The organism is Methylobacillus pratensis (genome assembly GCF_054072455.1).
Window position 1 is genome coordinate 40,274 of the sequence record NZ_JBSUSR010000002.1, and the last position, 16,450, is coordinate 56,723.

The window sequence follows — 16,450 nt, forward strand, 5'->3', positions numbered from 1 at the left end:
TAGGGGAATCTGCATGAAACCACACCATACTCAATTGCAACAGTTCCGGCGCCGGGGCATCAGCCTGGCACTCGCTTCAGCATTGCTGTCCGGCGGCATCCCTGCGGCATTTGCCGCCGAAGAAACCGCCGAAGCCGAAAGCAAGCAGACCTCGGCTGATCAGGAGGCGCAGCCTGCGCTCGGCACGGTCACCGTCACCGCCACCCGGCGCGAAGCCAGTCTGCAATCCATTCCCGTCGCCGTATCCGTGCTGGACGGCCGCAAACTGGAGCAATCCAATCTCAACAGCATCCAGACCATCGCCAACGAGGTGCCCAGCCTGACCTTCCGCCAGCAGGGCGGCAACAAGGACTCCTCCATCCTGATCCGCGGCGTGGGCACCATTTCCACGTCGCCCGGCATCGAGCCTACCGTCTCCACCGTGATCGACGGCGTGGTCTATGCCCGTCCGGGCCAGGCCACGCTGGACCTGCTGGACGTGGAGCGTATCGAGGTCTTGCGCGGCCCGCAGGGCACGCTGTTCGGCAAGAACGCCTCGGCAGGCGTGATCAACGTGGTGACGCGCGAACCCAGCGCCGACCCACATGCCTATGTCGACGCCTCCTACTATGAAGGCGGGGAAAAGCGCATCCGCTTCGGGCTCTCCGGCACGCTGGTGCCTGACCTGCTCTATGCTTCCATCAACGGCCTATGGGCCGACTACGACGGCAATGTGAAAAACGTGATTGGCGGCAATCTCAACGGCTATGAACGCGAAGGCGCCCGCGCCAAGTTCCTGCTGACGCCGAACGAGGACCTCGACATCACCCTGATCGCCGACTACACGCATGGCACCAACAGCGTCCCAGGCGCCAGCGGCGTGCCTTACAGCTCCAGCAACGCCGCATTCAACCAGGGCATCAGCCCCGTCAATGTAAGCAAAGGCAACCGCAGGGTTTATACCGATGGCAAGAGCGAAGTCACCGACACCAACCAGGGGGTTTCCGCACAGGTAGACTGGCGCTTCAACGATTACACATTGACGTCCATCACCGCATTCCGGACCTGGGACAACACGCAAAACACCTCTATATCGCAGATAGGTAACAATTACGATCCATCGCGAATTAATGGGACATTTCCCGCTACCCGTGACCGTGGTACTGTCGACTCCAAGCAGTTCTCGCAAGAATTACGCATTGCCTCTCCCAAAGACCGTTTCCTGGAATACGTTGCTGGTATTTACTACCTCAAAGGAAAGACTAATGAAACATACCAACGTAGCGGCACAAACAACGCTGGTACCAACTTCATTGGCCGTGCCGATTACGGCATCGACAGTGAAAGCGTAGCCTTATTTGGTGAAAGCACGCTGAACTTCACTTCAGATTTCCGCGGGATTGTCGGCCTACGCTGGACACACGACGAACTCGAATTCGATCATTCTCGAAACAGTAATGTTCCAGTTGGACAATTCATAGGTGGTGTAAGGCCTAGCCAGTCACTTCGCAAAGGTAACACCAGCGAAAATGCTTACTCTGGCCGCCTTGGTCTCCAATATGATTGGAGCAACAACGTAACCAGCTATTTTACTTACTCGCGAGGTTATAAAGGACCCGCCTATAACGCATTTTTCAATATGACAGATGCTAATGGAGATACATTAGGATTAGATCCTGAAACTTCCAACGCTTTCGAATTTGGCCTCAAATCAGCCTACCTGGACAACCGCCTGATTTTCAACGTGGCAGCGTTCTACACCAAATACAAGAATTATCAAGCGAATTTCGTTGATTTGGTTGGCGGTGATGTTGTCACGCGGCTGGTCAACGCCGGCGATGTCTCCACCCGCGGCATCGAGTTCGACGCCACCGCCAAGCCGACTTCCAGGCTGACGCTTGCAGGCTCCCTGGCCTACGTCGATGCAAGAATCGACCAATTCAATTGCCCTGCCAATGCCGCGGCCTCTTGCGCAGTGAATGGAAAACCCTTGCCGTTCTCCCCTGAGTTCAAATCGGTCGCCCGTGCCAACTATGCGATCCCGTTGAATGGCGGCTACGTGATCGATATTGGCACTGACTATACCTGGCAAAGCAAGCAGCAATACAGCCTCACCCAGACCAAGGATACGATCCAGGAAGCCTACGGCATCTGGAACGCCAGCGTGGCCCTGTCCACCCAGGACGGATGGCGCTTCGCGCTGGTAGGCCGCAACCTGCTGGACCGCTCCTATGCGAGCAACCTGGTCAGCAATGCCAACTCCACTTATACGCTGCGCTACGTCCCCCGCGACGATGCTCGCTATTTCGGCGTTCAGGTCAGAAAGGACTTCTAATCATGAGCCAACCCCGTCAGCTCAGCCTGGGCGCGTTCCTCATCCGCAACGGTCACCATGTCGCAGGATGGCGCTACCCGGACAATGTGCTGGATGACGACCCGTTTGCCGTCTACAAGGAAGCGGCACTTCTGGCGGAGGCAGCGCATTTCGATGCGGTGTTCTTTGCCGATGCCGTGACCGCCGCGGCAGGCCCTGCAGGACTGGAGCCGCTGACATTGCTGAGCGCGCTGGCAGCGGTGACCAGCCGCATCGGCCTGATCGGCACCGCCACCACGACGTATAACGAGCCCTACCATATCGCCAGGAAATTCGCTTCCCTCGACCAGATTTCCCGCGGGCGCAGCGGCTGGAACCTGGTCACCTCGGACAATGCATCGGAATCGGCCAACTTCGGCCTGCCGCAGCATGTTTCCCATGCCGAGCGCTATGCCAGGGCAAGGGAGTTCTATGAGGTGGTCACGGGGCTTTGGGATAGCTGGGAAGAGGACGCGTTCCTCAACGACAAGGAGAAAGGCGTCTGGTTCGACCGCAGCAAGCTACATGCCCTTGACCATCACGGCCCGCACTTCGATGTCGCCGGCCCGTTGAATGTACCGCCCAGCCCCCAAGGCAGGCCTGTCATCGTGCAGGCGGGCGGCTCCGAGACAGGAAGGGAGCTGGCGGCGGAAACAGCGGAAGTGGTATTTACGGCCCACCCCACGCTGGCTTCGGCGCAGACTTTCTATCAAGACCTGAAAGGGCGCATGGCAAAATACGGCAGGCAGCCCGACAGCCTCAAGATCATGCCCGGCATCTTCAGCATCGTGGGCAGGACGCAGGCAGAAGCCGAAGCCAAGTTCAACAAGCTGCAGGAACTGGTGGACCCCGAATCCGGCCTGGCGTTGCTCGGACGCATGATCGGCAATTTCGACCTGTCAGGCTACCCGGTGGATGGCCCGCTTCCGGCATTGCCGCTGACCGACAATGGCCAGCAAAGCCGACAGAAGCTGCTTACCGAACTCGCCCAGGGAGAGAATCTGACCATCCGGCAGCTCTACCTGCGCATTGCAGGCGGGCGCGGCCACCTGACCGTCGTCGGCACCCCGGAAACGGTCGCCGACAATATCCAGGAATGGTTCGAGCAAGGAGGCGCTGACGGCTTCAACGTCATGGCGCCCTGGCTGCCGGGAGGCCTGCGCGACTTCACGGAACTGGTGGTGCCGGAATTGCAGCGGCGCGGCATTTTCCGTACGCAATACCAGGGGCGTACCTTGCGGGAGCACCTGGGCCTGGAGAAACCGGTAAACCGTTACAGCAAAGCCTGATAACGAATCAACGGCTTTCTCCCGATGAGCAACTTGAATGCCTGGCAACCATCGCCAGGCATTTTTTCCTACTAAACCACAAAACTCACACTCACCAAACAAGGGCGAGCGTAGCGATGCCAAGTGTGGGTTTGACCTTGAATTCCCCGTCTGGCTGCGCCGAGTAGCGCAGCTTTTAATGGAAACAGGACTGGCGTCTGTCTGAGCGCAGCGAGTTCAGCCAGTCCCCATTAAAAGCGAGCAACACAGGTTGCCCGGAACGTAGTGCAGGGACGCAGACAATCGGGTCGCCTTTTGGCTCCGCCGAAACTTCGTTTTCTTTCACCTATTTCTTTTGGCGAAATAAAAGAAATAGGTTCGCCCGACGAGGCGAAACCCATCCTCGCGCAATCACCGCATGGATGCAGACTAAAAACCGTTGAGTTTGATTGGGTTGAGGGTTGGAGCTTGGATAGTGAGTTAAGCACCCATGGTCTTGACCACTATTGCAGATGATTGAACCATTGCCTTTCGCTTGTCAGCGAGTCCCTTTATTTTGCTTCGCCAAAATAAAGGAACCAAACAAAAGGCGACCCCGGAGTCAGCGCCGGGAGCAAGCTCCCGGTCCCCTGCGTTGCTCAATCTGTCTGGGCGCTTGCTGAACTCGCTAACGCTCAGACAGACGCAAGCGCTTTTTCCAGACAGATCTGCGCTACTCGGCGCAGCCAGACGGGGAATCCAACGTCAAAACCATACTTGGCATCGCTGCGCTCGCCCTAAAAACTGCTGAGGTATTTTAGCTTTATGTTTTAGAGAGCGACTTGAGTGAGAGCTTGATGCCTTCGGCGACCGCAATGTCGGCAGGAAGCTGCTTGACCGCAGCCAGGGCCTCGCGCTCGTTATAGCCCAGCGCAAGCAAGGCATTGAGCACGTCACCACTGGCGGACTTGACTTGGCTGCCGCCAGCCAACGCCGTGCCGCCGTCGATGGAGAACTTGTCCTTGAGCTCAAGCAGGAGGCGCTCGGCGGTTTTCTTGCCTATGCCGGGCACCTTGGTCAGCAAACCAGTCTCCTGCAAGGCTACTGCCTGGGCCAGGTCGTCCACAGACAGCCCGCTCAGGATAGCGAGCGCTGACTTGGCGCCTATGCCGTTCACTTTCAGCAATTGGCGGAAGGTGGCGCGCTCCTGGTCGCTGCCGAAGCCGTACAGCAATTGTGCGTCTTCGCGCACGATGAACTGGGTAAGCAGCACCACCTTTTCGCCGGTGGCAGGCAGGTTGTAGAAAGTGCTCATGGGCACTTCGCACTCATAGCCCACGCCGTTGCAGTCGATCACCACCTGGGGTGGCGTTTTCTCGACGAGGATACCGCTCAATCTTGCAATCATATCAACCTGCCGCCCTTTACCCTGAACCCTGCCGTTGCCAATTTACCCAAGCCCTGCCCGCCATGCGCGTGGCAAATCGCGCATGCCAGCGCATCCGCCGAATCCGGCCTCGGGACCGCGGGCAGGTTGAGCAGGCGCTTCACCATTTCCTGCACCTGGTCCTTGGCCGCGTGGCCGTTCCCCACTACCGATTGCTTGACTTGCAAGGCGGTATATTCCGCCACCGTGAGGTGGTTCAGCACCAGGGCGCTGATTGCCGCGCCCCTGGCCTGCCCGAGCAACAGGGTGGATTGCGGGTTGACGTTCACGAATACCTTTTCAATCGCCGATTGCTGCGGCTGGTAGGTCGCAATCACTTCCGCCAGGCCGTCCAGGATAATCTTGAGGCGCGTCGGCAAGTCTTCGATCTCGCTTCCCTTGCCGGTCGTGGTCTTGATGGTGCCGCTCGCCACGTAGGCGAGCTTCTCGCCCGTCTTCTCGATCACGCCGAAGCCTGTCAAGCGCAGGCCGGGATCGATGCCGAGGATGCGTACGGTCATTACTCCTCGATCACTGCGGTGGTATAGACTTCCTGCACGTCATCGAGGTCTTCCAGCGCGTCCAGCAGTTTCTGCATCTTGGCTCCCTCGTCGCCGCTGAACACAGTTTCGTTGTCCGGCTTCATGGTCACTTCCGCCAATACCGGCTTCAGGCCCGCCGCCTCCAGCGCTTCCTTCACCGCAGTGAAATCGCCTGGCGCTGTGATCACTTCGATACTGCCGTCCTCGTCGGTGATGACATCTTCCGCGCCGGCTTCCAATGCCGCTTCCATGACTTGATCTTCGCTGGTGCCCGGTTCGAACACCAGCACGCCGCAGTGCTTGAACATGAAGGCAACGGAACCGTCGGTCCCCAGGTTGCCGCCGTTCTTGCTCAGCGCATGGCGCACATCGGCCACGGCGCGCTGCTTGTTGTCGGTCAGGCAGTCGATGATGATGGCGGCGCCGTTGATGCCGTAGCCTTCGTAGCGGATTTCCTCGTAATTGACGCCCTCAAGCTCGCCGGTACCGCGCTTGATCGCGCGGGTGATATTGTCCGCGGGCATGTTCTGCTCCTTGGCTTCCGCCACGGCGGCGCGCAGGCGCGGATTGAAATTGATATCGCCGCCGCCCATGCGGGCAGAGACGGTGATTTCCTTGATCAGCTTGGTGAATATCTTGCCACGTTTGGCATCCTGGCGACCTTTGCGGTGCTGGATGTTGGCCCATTTGGAATGCCCTGCCATTTGTAAAATCCTTTGATTGCGAATTGTGCAAAAAACCTCGCGAATTTTACCATATAGGGCTAAGCGAAAATATGCGTGCGTGAATAGCGATTGCTATGTTGGATCGGCATCAAAACGGATGCATCCCGTGAAAATGACATCCGTGCTGTCCGCTTGATATGCCGGTCAGTCCTGGCCCATTGCCGGGTCGACTTCTTCGTGCCGCTTCATGCTGTGCAATGAAATGATCAGCAAGGAAACCCCGATCAGCGCCATGCCGATGACTTCCCCCTGGCTCGGCTGTTCGCCAAGCTGCAGCCAGGCGGCAAGCACGCCGATCACGGGGGCGAGCAGTGAGGTCATGCTCGCGATGCCTGCGGGCAGATGCTGCAGGGCATAGAGCCAGAGCAGCCAGGCCAGCGCATTGCATAACACGGCGTTGAACAAAACGGCGCCGATGAAATTGACGCTCCAGTCTATCGGCGGCGCGGGCACGATGAAAGCGACGGCCACCAGCGGCAGCGAGCCGAACAGCATTTGCCATGCGGTCAGCGACATGAGGTCGAGATCGGGAACGCGCTGGTGCAGCTTCTTGGCGACGATCACGGAAACCGCCCAGAACACGCCGCCCAGTATCGCCAGCGACATGCTGAACAGGTCAGAGCCCAGGTGCAGCGGATCAAGGATGAACAACAGGCCCATCACCGAGAACAATGCCGCCAGCCATTGGATGCCGCGGATTTTTTCGCCCAACAGCGGCCAAGCCAGCACCATCACCCAGAACGGCATGGTGTAGGTCAGCACCGCGGTCTTGCCGGCGCCGCCCTCGACCAGGGCCCAGATGATGAGGCCGGTAAAGCCGCAGGTCTGCAGCACCCCGAGCCAGATCAACGTCGGCACCTCTCGCGGCTTGAGCGGTTTGCGCATTAGCACCAGCAACGCAAACAGGCAGACAGCGCCGTAAAACGTCCGCATCGCGCCGAACTGGAACGCGCCGGCATAATCCAGCGCATGCTTCATCACCACCCAGTTGTAACCCCAGAGCATCGCCAGCAGCAGCAAGGCTGCAAAGGCGCGCAACGTGGTCGAGGTTCCCGCTTTCATGTCGATTCCTGGCCCAGGGCCTTAGTTAGCAGATTGAAGAGCAGCTGGCAAAACTCAGAGAAGCGGTACTGGCCAGCCGCCCTGCCGCAGGCAATACGTGTGCTACGGCAAGGCAGGACCAAAACGCCAGAAGAGTTTCGTTAGCGGCTCTAATTCCAGATATGGCTCAACAGCTTCCAGTTGCCGTCGGCCTGCTTCTTGTACAACAGGTGCACGTTGCCGTTGAAGCTCTGGCGGTTGCCTTGCGCGTCAATCGCGGCGGCGCTCCAATGGCCGCGCTGGAAGGCGAGGTTGCCGTCGGATTGCGCATCGATCAGCTCCAGCTTGTGGTCGATGATGCCTTGCGCGATCGAGGTCTTCCAGAAACCCAGCAGCGCTTCCTTGCCGCTGATCTGGGATGCGCCGGCGGGCAGGACCGTGGCGGCATCATCGTAGAAAGAGGCGACCAGTGCGTGGTCCTTGGCATTGAAGGCGGCATCCCAGGCCTGGTTGAGTTGCTGGGCAGTGGCCTTGAAATCTGAATTCGACATCTTGGTTCCTTGTAGTGGTGAGAAATTAATTCCAGGTATGGGTCAGGATCTTCCAGCTGCCGTCATCCTGCTTCTTGTAGAGAATATGCAGGTTGCCGCTGAATTGCTGCGGTTCACTGTCCGCGCTCTTGAGCACTGCGCTCCACTTGCCGCGCTGGTAGATGGTGTTGCCGACGATGCCGGTTTCCACGGTAGTGATCTGGTGATCGGCAAAACCCTTGGCAAACAGCCCGGACCAGAAATCAGCAATCGCCTTGCTGCCGGTCACTTGCTCGCCACCGGCAGGCAGCAAGCTGCCATTGGCGTCGTAATAGGATGCGAGCGTACCGGCGGAAGCCTCGGCAAACGCGGCATCCCATGCGCTGTTGAGCTTGCTGACGATGGCCTTGGCCTCGTCCTCGTTCGGCTTGGCATTGCATTTGTAGACGGCGACAGCGGCAACCGCCACCAAAGCCAGTAACACGATAGCGACAACGACCTTGCTGATCTTCATGATATTGCTCCTCTTGTTAATTGATATTGAATATAGACTTTGCTTCAACGACTGCCGTCATGTGCCCGGGTGGCAGTTGCCGGATGCATCAAAAGCCGTGATGCCTGCATTGAGCTTGACCAGGATGCCGTTAAATAAATCCCGCTCCTCTTCGCTCACCCCTGCCATGCACTGACGCAAGCGCGTGTAATAGTCCGGCATTACCTGGTCGAGCTTTTCCTGCCCCGCGGCAGTCAGGCGGATCGACACCCGCCTGCGGTCATCCTTGTCAAAGATGCGCTCCACGAGGCCATCGCGCTCCAGGCCGTCGATCAGGCCCGTCATCGTGGCGCGGCTGACGCCGGCCTTCTCCGCCAGTACGGAAGGCAATGAAATGCCGTGCTCCTCCCGCATGAGCAGGATCAGCACCCACCAGCGCCCCTGCAGCAGGCCATGTTGGCTCAGGCATGCATCCAGCGCAAGCGAAAGATCGCTTGCGACGCGCAGCAAGTGCAGGAAGGACGAGACTGCGCTGACATCAGCTTCCGGATAGCGTGCGGAAAACTTGTCCAGGACTGCCTTGCTTGGAAGATCTCTGAGCTGCAACATAGTTAGTCGAATTATAATTAGCCAGCTAATTATGTCAACCACCCTTGATGCCCTTCCTAGATTTGGCATGACGATAGGATTATTGCTAGAGCCTGTTCATGGTCATTTCATAGGGCACGTTGCCCGGCGGTGTAGTCGATGCAAGGCGCAAACCACAGACGTGCTCATTGCACGGCGAGGATTTGCAACGCAGCAGCGGCTGCCCTGCCGGGACAACCCGAAGGGCATGGCCCCAACACGCGCCCGCTCCGCGTTGCAGTCCTTGGCAAGGCAATGAGCATTACCTGCGGTCTGCGCCTTGACCGGACGCGTATTGGAACCATGCGTGCCCTATGAAATGACCATGAACAGGCTCTTACAGAAAGGCGGTTGCGCGGGCGTTTAACCTTATTATCATTAAGGTGTATATTGAGCTTACGCCAATAAGAAAACGAAGGAGGAGCCAACATGAAAACCGTGAGGCAAGTTCTGGAAACCAAAGGCAGCACCATCTATTCCGTCGCTCCGGAGAGCCTGGTCTATGACGCCTTGCTGCTCATGGCCGAGCACCATATCGGCGCCTTGGTGGTGTTGCAGCGCGACAAAATGGTGGGTATCTTTTCCGAGCGCGACTACGCGCGCGAAGTGGTCATCAAGGGCAAGACCTCCAAGACCACCACCGTAGGCGACATCATGTCGGTGCAATTGATCACCGTCAGCCCTGAAGACACGGTGGAACACTGCATGAACCTGATGTCGGGCAAGCGCATCCGCCACCTGCCGGTATTGGAGGACGACAAGCTGGTCGGCCTGCTCTCGATCGGCGACCTGGTGAAGGAAACCATCGCCTACCAGGAATTCCTGATCAAGCAACTGGAAAGCTATATCCAGAGCTAGGCTGCCAGCGCCTTTGACTGGCTGGAAAAACCTTATTCCTGGTCCTTGGGCGCGCCAGCCTCGGGGCGCCCTTCCCAGGCATTGTGGTTGAGGCCGGCAACCGCCTCTTCCATCTCGCGCGACAGGGTGCGCTGCAAATCCTGCCGCGTGCGCACGCTGTAGGACACCACTTTCTGCATATCGGTATGGATGGGGTGCAGGTCATGCATCATTTTCTCGTCGTTCTGCCTAAACTTCCACGCGGTGCTGTAGGCATGGAACGGGGAGTAGCCCATTTCACGCAGCGCCTTCTCTCCCAGATGCACCGCGCTGAGGAATGTCTCGCGCACGCAGTCTATGCCCATATCCATGTAGTCGAACACATAGGTGCGGTTGCGCGCCCGTGCAAGAATTTTCACATCAGGATAATGCTCGCGCACGTAGCGCGCCGTCTCCAACGCCTCTTCAGCGTCGTCTATCGCCAGGATCAATAGCTTGGCACGCGCGATGCCCGCCGCGCGCAACACATCCGGCCGCGTGATGTCGCCGTAATAGGCATGGTAGCCGAAGCTGCGCATGAGCTCGATCTGGTTTGGGTCATGCTCGATCACGGTAGGCACGACGCCCACGCTCGTCAGCAGGCGGGTGATGATCTGCCCCACGCGCCCGAAGCCGGCCACGATCACGGGGCGCGCCTCCTCGAACTCGTCATGCCGACCGCTCTTGCGCCGCTGCTGCAGCCTGCGGCGGTAAACGCCGTGAAAGCCCAGCAACAACAGGGGCGTGGTCACCATCGACAATGCGACGACCGAATTGAGCAACGCGCTATGCTTGTAGCTGATCACCTTGGCATCGAGCGCGGCGCTGAAAATGACAAACGCAAACTCGCCCACCTGCGACAAACTCACCGCAAACATGAGCCCGCCGGCGTTATCGAGGCGGAACGCCTTGGCAAGGCCGAACAGGAACACCAGCTTGAACAGGACGAACGCCAGCGCCAGCCCGACGATCAATCCAGGCTGCTGCAATACCAGGTCGAGGTTGACCGACATCCCCACCGAAATAAAGAACAGCCCCAGCAGCAAGCCCTTGAACGGCTCGATGTCGAGCTCGAGCTCCTGCCGGTATTCGGAATCCGCGAGCAGCACGCCCGCAATGAAGGCACCCAGCGCCATGGACAGGCCGACCAGGGTCATGAGGATGGAGACGCCGATGATGAGGAACAGCGCGAACGCAATGAATATCTCGCGCAGGCCGGTGTTGGCGATGTAGCGCAATACCGGCCGCAACAGGTATTGCCCGCCGAGTACCAGCAACACCACCAGCGACACCGCCTTGAGGATGGCCAGCCAGTCCATGTGCACGCCGTGGGCGGTATGCGCTCCCGGCGCAATCACCAGCAGCAGGATCATGATGGGGATCACCGCCAGGTCCTGGAACAACAGCACCGAGAACGCCGAACGGCCGGAAGGGCGGTTCAACGCACCCTGTTCCGCCAGTATCTGCATGGCGATCGCCGTCGAGGACATCGCCACGCCCATGCCGACCACCAGCGACAAGCGCCAATCCAGTCCGACGGCAACGCCGGCGCCATAGACCAGCGCCGCGGTCAACGCCACCTGCAAGCCGCCCATGCCGAAGATGGGCAGCCGCAATGACATCAGTTTGTCGGGCTCGATCTCCAGCCCGATCAGGAACAGCATCATGACCACGCCGAACTCGGAGAAATGCATGACGGTGTCGGTATCCGCCACCAAGCCTAGCCCCCAGGGCCCAATCACGATGCCGGCAAACAGGTAGCCCAGCACCGAGCCAAGCCCGATCCGCCGGAAAATAGGCACGGCCAGCACGGCGGCGCCAAGGTAGATGGCACTTTCCAGCAACAGGGAAGGGATATGCGCTTCCGCCATCAGGATGCCTCTTCCGTGCTGGCGGGCGCCAGATACTGCGCTTCCTCCGCCTGCAGGCTGTCGACCTGCGGCGGCCATTTGCCCTCAGCCAGCTGGTCCAGCCATGCCGCATAACTAGCTGCCTGCTCACGCAGGGCTTCGTCGCTCAAGGTATCTGCCGCCTGTGTGAGGAAAGGCTGCAGGTAGCGCATGTTGCACAGCCGCGCCGTCTGCTCGAACGGCCGCAACAGCTCGGCGACGGAAAAGCAATTGTAGCCGCGCCGCTGATAGACGCTTTCCGAACCGCCGGTGGAAACCGCCTGCACCCAGGCCTTTCCTGTCAGCTTGGTGGCATTGTCGCCATACGCCCAGCCGTAACTCAGCACGGAGTCCAGCCAGCTCTTGAGCAATGCCGGGCACGAATACCAGTGCATGGGATGCTGGAACACCAGGATGTCGTGCGCATCGACCAATGCCTGCTCGTGCGGCACATCGATCATCTGCTCCGGGTAGCGGGCGTAGAGGTCATGCACCTGGACTCCCTCGCAGCCCTGGGCGGCATCCAGCAAGGCACGATTGACCCGCGAACCCTCCAGCATGGGGTGGGCCACAATCAGCAGTACGCGTTGCTTCAACGTCTATTCGCCAATGACTTTCACCAGCACGCGCTTGTTGCGGCGGCCGTCGAACTCGCCGTAGAAAATCTGCTCCCAAGGCCCGAAATCAAGCTGGCCGTCGGTCACCGCGACCACGACCTCGCGCCCCATCACCTGGCGCTTCATGTGCGCGTCGGCATTGTCCTCGCCCGTATCGTTGTGGCGGTAGTTGCGGATGGGCTCATGCGGCGCCAGGCGCTCGAGCCATTCGCGGTAGTCATGGTGCAGGCCGGACTCGTCATCGTTGATAAAGACGCTGGCCGTGATATGCATGGCGTTGACCAACACCAGCCCCTCCCTTACGCCGCTCTCGCGCAAACAGGCTTCCACTTCGTGCGTGATGTTGATGAAGGCCACACGCGAAGGCGCATTGAACCATAGCTCTTTACGATAACTTTTCATGAGTTTTGCCTTTAAAAATGGTAAGCCGGGAAATTATAGCCTGCCGCTGTTGTCATTGAGTGGTCGGCCGGCATTTTTGCAATTACGCCGGATTTCGGTTAAAAGTAGCTCATCCATTATTTTCGTTATCCAATCCATCAGCAAGGAGAAACAATGAGTGACAAGATTTTCATGCGCGTCGGCGAAGCCCTGGTAGCGGGAGGCCCTCCAGGCACGGCAGCCGAACCTGAAGTAATCATCGGGGAGATGGACGGCCCCATGGGCACGGCCTTCGGCACGCTGCTCGGCGACCAAGTCAAGGGCCACTCGCGCGTGCTTGCCATCCTCAACACCGACATCATGGTGCGCCCCGCCACCATCATGGTGAGCAAGGTCACCGTCAAGAACGAGCGCTATACCAACATCCTCATGGGCACCGTGCAGGCCGCGATCGCCAACGGCGTGCTGGATGCCGTGCGCAACGGCGACATCCCCAAGGAAAAGGCCAACGCCCTCGGCATCATCGTCTCGGTCTGGCTCAATCCGATCGTGGTCGAACAAGACAACCTCGACCACAAGGTCCTGTTCGACATCCACCGCAAGGCGACCGCCAACGCCATCCACAAGGCGATGAGCAACAAGCCGGATATCGACTGGCTGCTGGAGAACCAGGAGAAGATCGTGCACAAGTATTTCCAGATGGGCCTGGACGGCAAAATATAAATGGCAGGGTCTAATCTCTAAATCTGCCATCTCCCATGTTATAAAGAGCGCATCGGCAGTTTCGGCTGCCGGTGCAATGCCAGTCCTGCGGCGCCAGCCGTGCATGACTGGCGCCCTATCACCGAAGGAAGCTCATGGCGGCAGCAAGTTTTCAGGTAGAGCAGGATGCGCAAGGCGCAAAGCGCATTGTCCTCAATGGGCAATGGTCCTTGCGTGCCCTGGAGAATGATTTCGCCCAGTTGCGCCGAGCGCTCAAGCCGTATTTTTCCGATGCCAAGGCGCAATGGGACCTGACCCAGGTGGAGCAACTGGATACCGCCGGCGCGGCCGTATTATGGAACGGCTGGCATGGCAAGCTGGAAGATAAGGTAGCGCTCACTGATGAGCAAGCCGCGCTATTCGACACGCTGGCTTCCATCGAGGCCAAAGCTGCTGAAATGCCGCAGCGCTTCGACTGGCTGAAACTGGTCGCCGGGTTCGGCAAGCTGACCATCTTCATCACCAGCCATGTCATCGACTTCGTCAAGCTGATTGGACTGCTGGTACTCGAGCTGGGCTACCTATTGCGCCGCCCGCAGGATTTCCCTTGGCGCGAGTTCAGCGCCAACATCTACAAAAGCGGCGTCACCGCCTTGCCCGTCACCGCGCTGCTGGGCTTCATGATCGGGATTGCCATGAGCTATCTGATGGCGACCCAGCTGCGCACCTTCGGTGCGGACATCTTCATCGTCAATATCCTCGGGCTGGCCGTCATCCGCGAGCTCGGCCCCATCCTCATGGCTGTATTGATCGCGGGGCGCTCGGGTTCCGCCATGGCGGCGCAGATCGGCGTCATGCGCGTTACGGAGGAAATCGACGCGCTTGCCACCATGGGCATTTCGCGCATCCTGCGCGTGGTGCTGCCCAAAGTGTTAGGGCTCACTGTCATCGCACCGTTCCTGGTGATATGGACTTCCTGCTGGGCGCTGTTTGGCGGCGCGCTCTCCGCCAACATGGAGCTGGGCCTCGGGTTCCGCTTCTTTTTCGACTACTTGGCCGCCGTGGTGCAACCGGTCAACATCACCCTGAGCCTGGTCAAGGGCGTCATGTTCGGCTTCATTGTCGCAGTGATGGCCTGCCACTTCGGCCTGCGCATCAAGCCGAATACCGAAAGCCTCAGCCGCAGTACCACCAGCTCGGTCGTCACGGCGATCACCTGCGTCATCCTCATCGATGCCGCGTTTGCCATCCTGACCAGCGGTATCGGGGTATAAGCATCCATGGCAGAACAAGAAAAAAAGACACGCCCGATCTGCGAAATCAAGAAGGTCTGGACCGTATTCGGCAGCAATGTCGTGCACCAGGACCTCGACCTGACCATCAACGCGGGAGAAATCGTCTCCCTGGTGGGCGGCTCAGGCAGCGGCAAAACCACCCTGCTCCGGCACATCGTGGGCCTGACGCGCCCGACCAAGGGCGAGGTGCTGCTCTTCGGCAAGAACCTGCACGAAATGGACCGCGTGCCGCAGCAGCGCCTGATGAACCGCCTGGGCATGCTGTTCCAGCAGGGTGCCCTGTTTTCCGCCTTGAGCGTGTTCGACAACATCGCCTTTCCATTGCGCGAGCTCAAGCAGTTCGACGAAGCCACCATCCACCAGCTCGTATTGCACAAGCTTTCGCTGGTGGAAATGGAGCCGGACACGGGCTCCAGGCTGCCATCCCAGCTCTCCGGCGGCATGATCAAGCGCGTGGCCTTGGCGCGCGCGCTGGCATTGGAACCGGAACTGTTGCTGCTGGACGAACCGACCGCAGGGCTGGACCCGGACCGCAGCGAGAAATTCGTGGAACTGATCAAGAGCATCAAGCACGCCCTGGGCCTGACCGTCATTTTCGTCACCCACGACCTCGACACCCTGGTATCGCTGACCGACAAGGTCGCCGTCCTCGCCGACAAGCGCATCGTCGCCAATTGCGGCCTGCGCGAGCTTGGCAATATCGACCATCCCTTTGTGCAAAACTTTTTCCAGGGCGTTCGTGTCCGATTGGAAAGGATTGAATAATCTATGGAAAACCGCGCTCACGCCCTTGCTGTTGGCATTGTCACCCTGATCCTGGTCGCTATCCTCGCATTCGCCTTCTGGTGGATGAGTGGCACGCGCCAGGCGCTTACCGAATACAAGATTATCTCGAAACAGCCCGTGACCGGCCTCAGCCAGGAGGCCTCGGTCAAATTCCGTGGCGTCAACGTGGGCAAGGTATCCAACATTGCGCTGGACCCGGACTCGCAATCCTCGATCGAGATCACCATCCGCGTCGATGAAAAGCTGCACCTCACCAAGGACGCCTACGCCGAGCTGCGCGCCCAGGGGGTGACCGGCCTCGCCTACATCGACCTCAACGACCCGAACGACAATGGTGACCAGCTGGCCCCCGGTGCGCTGATCACCATGCGCCCTTCATTGATAGACCGCATTTCCGAACGCGTACCTCGGCTGGTGGACAAGGTGGAATCCTTCGTCAACCACGGCGTCGCCACCATAGAGCATGCGAACGCGGTGATGCAGAGCATAGACGTGCAGAGCCTGAACCAGACGCTGTCCAACCTGGAAGAGGCGTCATCCAAGCTTGGGCCGACGCTGACCACCGCCAACGAGGCGTTTGGCAAGGCCAGCAAGTTCATGTCCGAGCAAAACCAGCAGCAGCTCACGCAAACCCTGAACAACCTGCAGGAAGCCACGCAGGCCGCCACGCCATTGCTCAACGAGCTGACCGCCACGGTCCAGGACGTGCGCGGCATGACAGGCGACATCCGCAACAGCGCGGGCCTGATCGGCGACACGCTCAATAACGAAACCCTGCCGCGGCTCAATGAACTGACAGCCAACGCCAACGACGACGCGCGCCGTATCAGCCGCCTGTTGGATATGCTGGAAGAAAACCCGCAAAGCCTGATTTTCGGCAAACCGGAAATTCGCCCGGGCCCTGGTGAATCCGGCTTCAAACCTGCTCAATGAGGTATCCC

Annotated in this window: 17 protein-coding genes; 7 read left to right on the forward strand and 10 right to left on the reverse strand. The window is 59.2% G+C overall.

The features are described from left to right. The first annotated feature begins 13 nt into the window (after positions 1-13). Positions 14-2,314, forward strand: coding sequence for a TonB-dependent receptor (locus ACW4YW_RS04905; protein WP_457136546.1), 2,301 nt, complete (start codon positions 14-16; stop codon positions 2,312-2,314). A gap of 2 nt (positions 2,315-2,316) precedes the next feature. Continuing rightward, on the forward strand, positions 2,317-3,621 hold the full coding sequence (locus ACW4YW_RS04910; protein WP_457136547.1) for an LLM class flavin-dependent oxidoreductase: 1,305 nt from the start codon (positions 2,317-2,319) through the stop codon (positions 3,619-3,621). A 781-nt stretch (positions 3,622-4,402) separates the two neighbouring features. Here ACW4YW_RS04910 and ruvA read toward each other — a convergent pair. From ruvA to ACW4YW_RS04945, 7 genes are all read right to left on the reverse strand, one after another. After that, positions 4,403-4,987 carry a Holliday junction branch migration protein RuvA gene (ruvA, locus tag ACW4YW_RS04915; RefSeq protein WP_457136548.1) on the reverse strand — a complete coding sequence of 195 codons (585 nt, stop codon included), beginning with the start codon at positions 4,985-4,987 and terminating at the stop codon, positions 4,403-4,405. Then, positions 4,984-5,526 carry a crossover junction endodeoxyribonuclease RuvC gene (ruvC, locus tag ACW4YW_RS04920; RefSeq protein ID WP_309566115.1) on the reverse strand — a complete coding sequence of 181 codons (543 nt, stop codon included), beginning with the start codon at positions 5,524-5,526 and terminating at the stop codon, positions 4,984-4,986. Before ruvC ends, ruvA begins: the two co-directional genes overlap by 4 nt. After that, positions 5,526-6,251: a YebC/PmpR family DNA-binding transcriptional regulator gene (locus tag ACW4YW_RS04925; RefSeq protein WP_309566114.1), complete on the reverse strand. Its 726-nt coding sequence runs from the start codon at positions 6,249-6,251 to the stop codon at positions 5,526-5,528. The genes ruvC and ACW4YW_RS04925 overlap by 1 nt, the downstream gene beginning before the upstream one ends. 165 nt (positions 6,252-6,416) lie before the next feature. Beyond that, on the reverse strand, positions 6,417-7,334 hold the full coding sequence (locus ACW4YW_RS04930; protein ID WP_309566113.1) for a DMT family transporter: 918 nt from the start codon (positions 7,332-7,334) through the stop codon (positions 6,417-6,419). Positions 7,335-7,483: 149 nt separating this feature from the next. Continuing rightward, the gene (locus ACW4YW_RS04935) at positions 7,484-7,864 is read right to left on the reverse strand and encodes a YybH family protein (RefSeq protein WP_309566112.1); all 381 of its coding nucleotides are present in this window, start codon (positions 7,862-7,864) and stop codon (positions 7,484-7,486) included. A gap of 25 nt (positions 7,865-7,889) precedes the next feature. Beyond that, a complete protein-coding gene (locus ACW4YW_RS04940) occupies positions 7,890-8,357 on the reverse strand; it encodes a YybH family protein (protein WP_407993177.1) in 468 nt (155 codons plus the stop codon). A 57-nt stretch (positions 8,358-8,414) separates the two neighbouring features. After that, positions 8,415-8,945 (reverse strand): MarR family winged helix-turn-helix transcriptional regulator, encoded by a 531-nt coding sequence (locus ACW4YW_RS04945; RefSeq protein ID WP_457136549.1) that lies wholly within the window; start codon positions 8,943-8,945, stop codon positions 8,415-8,417. A gap of 447 nt (positions 8,946-9,392) precedes the next feature. Here ACW4YW_RS04945 and ACW4YW_RS04950 point away from each other — a divergent pair, with 447 nt between their 5' ends. Next, positions 9,393-9,821, forward strand: coding sequence for a CBS domain-containing protein (locus ACW4YW_RS04950; protein ID WP_407993179.1), 429 nt, complete (start codon positions 9,393-9,395; stop codon positions 9,819-9,821). Positions 9,822-9,853: 32 nt separating this feature from the next. Here the strand turns inward: ACW4YW_RS04950 and ACW4YW_RS04955 are convergent, their stop codons facing one another. Genes ACW4YW_RS04955 through ACW4YW_RS04965 form a run of 3 tightly spaced genes read right to left on the reverse strand, consistent with a single transcriptional unit; the run spans position 9,854 to position 12,747 of the window. Continuing rightward, positions 9,854-11,710 (reverse strand): monovalent cation:proton antiporter-2 (CPA2) family protein, encoded by a 1,857-nt coding sequence (locus tag ACW4YW_RS04955; protein ID WP_457136550.1) that lies wholly within the window; start codon positions 11,708-11,710, stop codon positions 9,854-9,856. Next, positions 11,710-12,324, reverse strand: coding sequence for an NAD(P)H-dependent oxidoreductase (locus tag ACW4YW_RS04960; RefSeq protein WP_457136551.1), 615 nt, complete (start codon positions 12,322-12,324; stop codon positions 11,710-11,712). Before ACW4YW_RS04960 ends, ACW4YW_RS04955 begins: the two co-directional genes overlap by 1 nt. 3 nt (positions 12,325-12,327) lie before the next feature. Next, positions 12,328-12,747 (reverse strand): secondary thiamine-phosphate synthase enzyme YjbQ, encoded by a 420-nt coding sequence (locus ACW4YW_RS04965; RefSeq protein WP_309566105.1) that lies wholly within the window; start codon positions 12,745-12,747, stop codon positions 12,328-12,330. A gap of 153 nt (positions 12,748-12,900) precedes the next feature. On the opposite strand from ACW4YW_RS04965, the gene fae reads away from it, so the two are divergent. The 4 genes from fae to ACW4YW_RS04985 all read left to right on the forward strand — a co-directional run bounded on the left by fae (position 12,901) and on the right by ACW4YW_RS04985 (position 16,442). Next, on the forward strand, positions 12,901-13,449 hold the full coding sequence (fae, locus tag ACW4YW_RS04970; protein WP_457136552.1) for a formaldehyde-activating enzyme: 549 nt from the start codon (positions 12,901-12,903) through the stop codon (positions 13,447-13,449). 134 nt (positions 13,450-13,583) lie between these two features. Next, positions 13,584-14,702: an ABC transporter permease gene (locus ACW4YW_RS04975; RefSeq protein ID WP_457136553.1), complete on the forward strand. Its 1,119-nt coding sequence runs from the start codon at positions 13,584-13,586 to the stop codon at positions 14,700-14,702. Between the two features lie 6 nt (positions 14,703-14,708). After that, positions 14,709-15,488: an ABC transporter ATP-binding protein gene (locus ACW4YW_RS04980; RefSeq protein ID WP_457136554.1), complete on the forward strand. Its 780-nt coding sequence runs from the start codon at positions 14,709-14,711 to the stop codon at positions 15,486-15,488. A gap of 3 nt (positions 15,489-15,491) precedes the next feature. Then, positions 15,492-16,442 (forward strand): MlaD family protein, encoded by a 951-nt coding sequence (locus tag ACW4YW_RS04985; RefSeq protein ID WP_457136555.1) that lies wholly within the window; start codon positions 15,492-15,494, stop codon positions 16,440-16,442. Positions 16,443-16,450: the final 8 nt, after the last annotated feature.

Bases quoted from the DNA above. Each gene is read 5' to 3' on its own strand.
- ACW4YW_RS04925 (WP_309566114.1), bottom strand. From the start codon at position 6,251: ATGGCAGGGCATTCCAAATGGGCCAACATCCAGCACCGCAAAGGTCGC.
- ACW4YW_RS04945 (WP_457136549.1), bottom strand. From the start codon at position 8,945: ATGTTGCAGCTCAGAGATCTTCCAAGCAAGGCAGTCCTGGACAAGTTT.
- fae (WP_457136552.1), top strand. From the start codon at position 12,901: ATGAGTGACAAGATTTTCATGCGCGTCGGCGAAGCCCTGGTAGCGGGA.
- ACW4YW_RS04985 (WP_457136555.1), top strand. From the start codon at position 15,492: ATGGAAAACCGCGCTCACGCCCTTGCTGTTGGCATTGTCACCCTGATC.
- ACW4YW_RS04910 (WP_457136547.1), top strand. From the start codon at position 2,317: ATGAGCCAACCCCGTCAGCTCAGCCTGGGCGCGTTCCTCATCCGCAAC.
- ACW4YW_RS04950 (WP_407993179.1), top strand. From the start codon at position 9,393: ATGAAAACCGTGAGGCAAGTTCTGGAAACCAAAGGCAGCACCATCTAT.
- ACW4YW_RS04955 (WP_457136550.1), bottom strand. From the start codon at position 11,710: ATGGCGGAAGCGCATATCCCTTCCCTGTTGCTGGAAAGTGCCATCTAC.
- ACW4YW_RS04940 (WP_407993177.1), bottom strand. From the start codon at position 8,357: ATGAAGATCAGCAAGGTCGTTGTCGCTATCGTGTTACTGGCTTTGGTG.
- ACW4YW_RS04980 (WP_457136554.1), top strand. From the start codon at position 14,709: ATGGCAGAACAAGAAAAAAAGACACGCCCGATCTGCGAAATCAAGAAG.
- ACW4YW_RS04965 (WP_309566105.1), bottom strand. From the start codon at position 12,747: ATGAAAAGTTATCGTAAAGAGCTATGGTTCAATGCGCCTTCGCGTGTG.
- ruvA (WP_457136548.1), bottom strand. From the start codon at position 4,987: ATGATTGCAAGATTGAGCGGTATCCTCGTCGAGAAAACGCCACCCCAG.
- ACW4YW_RS04935 (WP_309566112.1), bottom strand. From the start codon at position 7,864: ATGTCGAATTCAGATTTCAAGGCCACTGCCCAGCAACTCAACCAGGCC.
- ACW4YW_RS04975 (WP_457136553.1), top strand. From the start codon at position 13,584: ATGGCGGCAGCAAGTTTTCAGGTAGAGCAGGATGCGCAAGGCGCAAAG.
- ACW4YW_RS04930 (WP_309566113.1), bottom strand. From the start codon at position 7,334: ATGAAAGCGGGAACCTCGACCACGTTGCGCGCCTTTGCAGCCTTGCTG.
- ACW4YW_RS04905 (WP_457136546.1), top strand. From the start codon at position 14: ATGAAACCACACCATACTCAATTGCAACAGTTCCGGCGCCGGGGCATC.
- ruvC (WP_309566115.1), bottom strand. From the start codon at position 5,526: ATGACCGTACGCATCCTCGGCATCGATCCCGGCCTGCGCTTGACAGGC.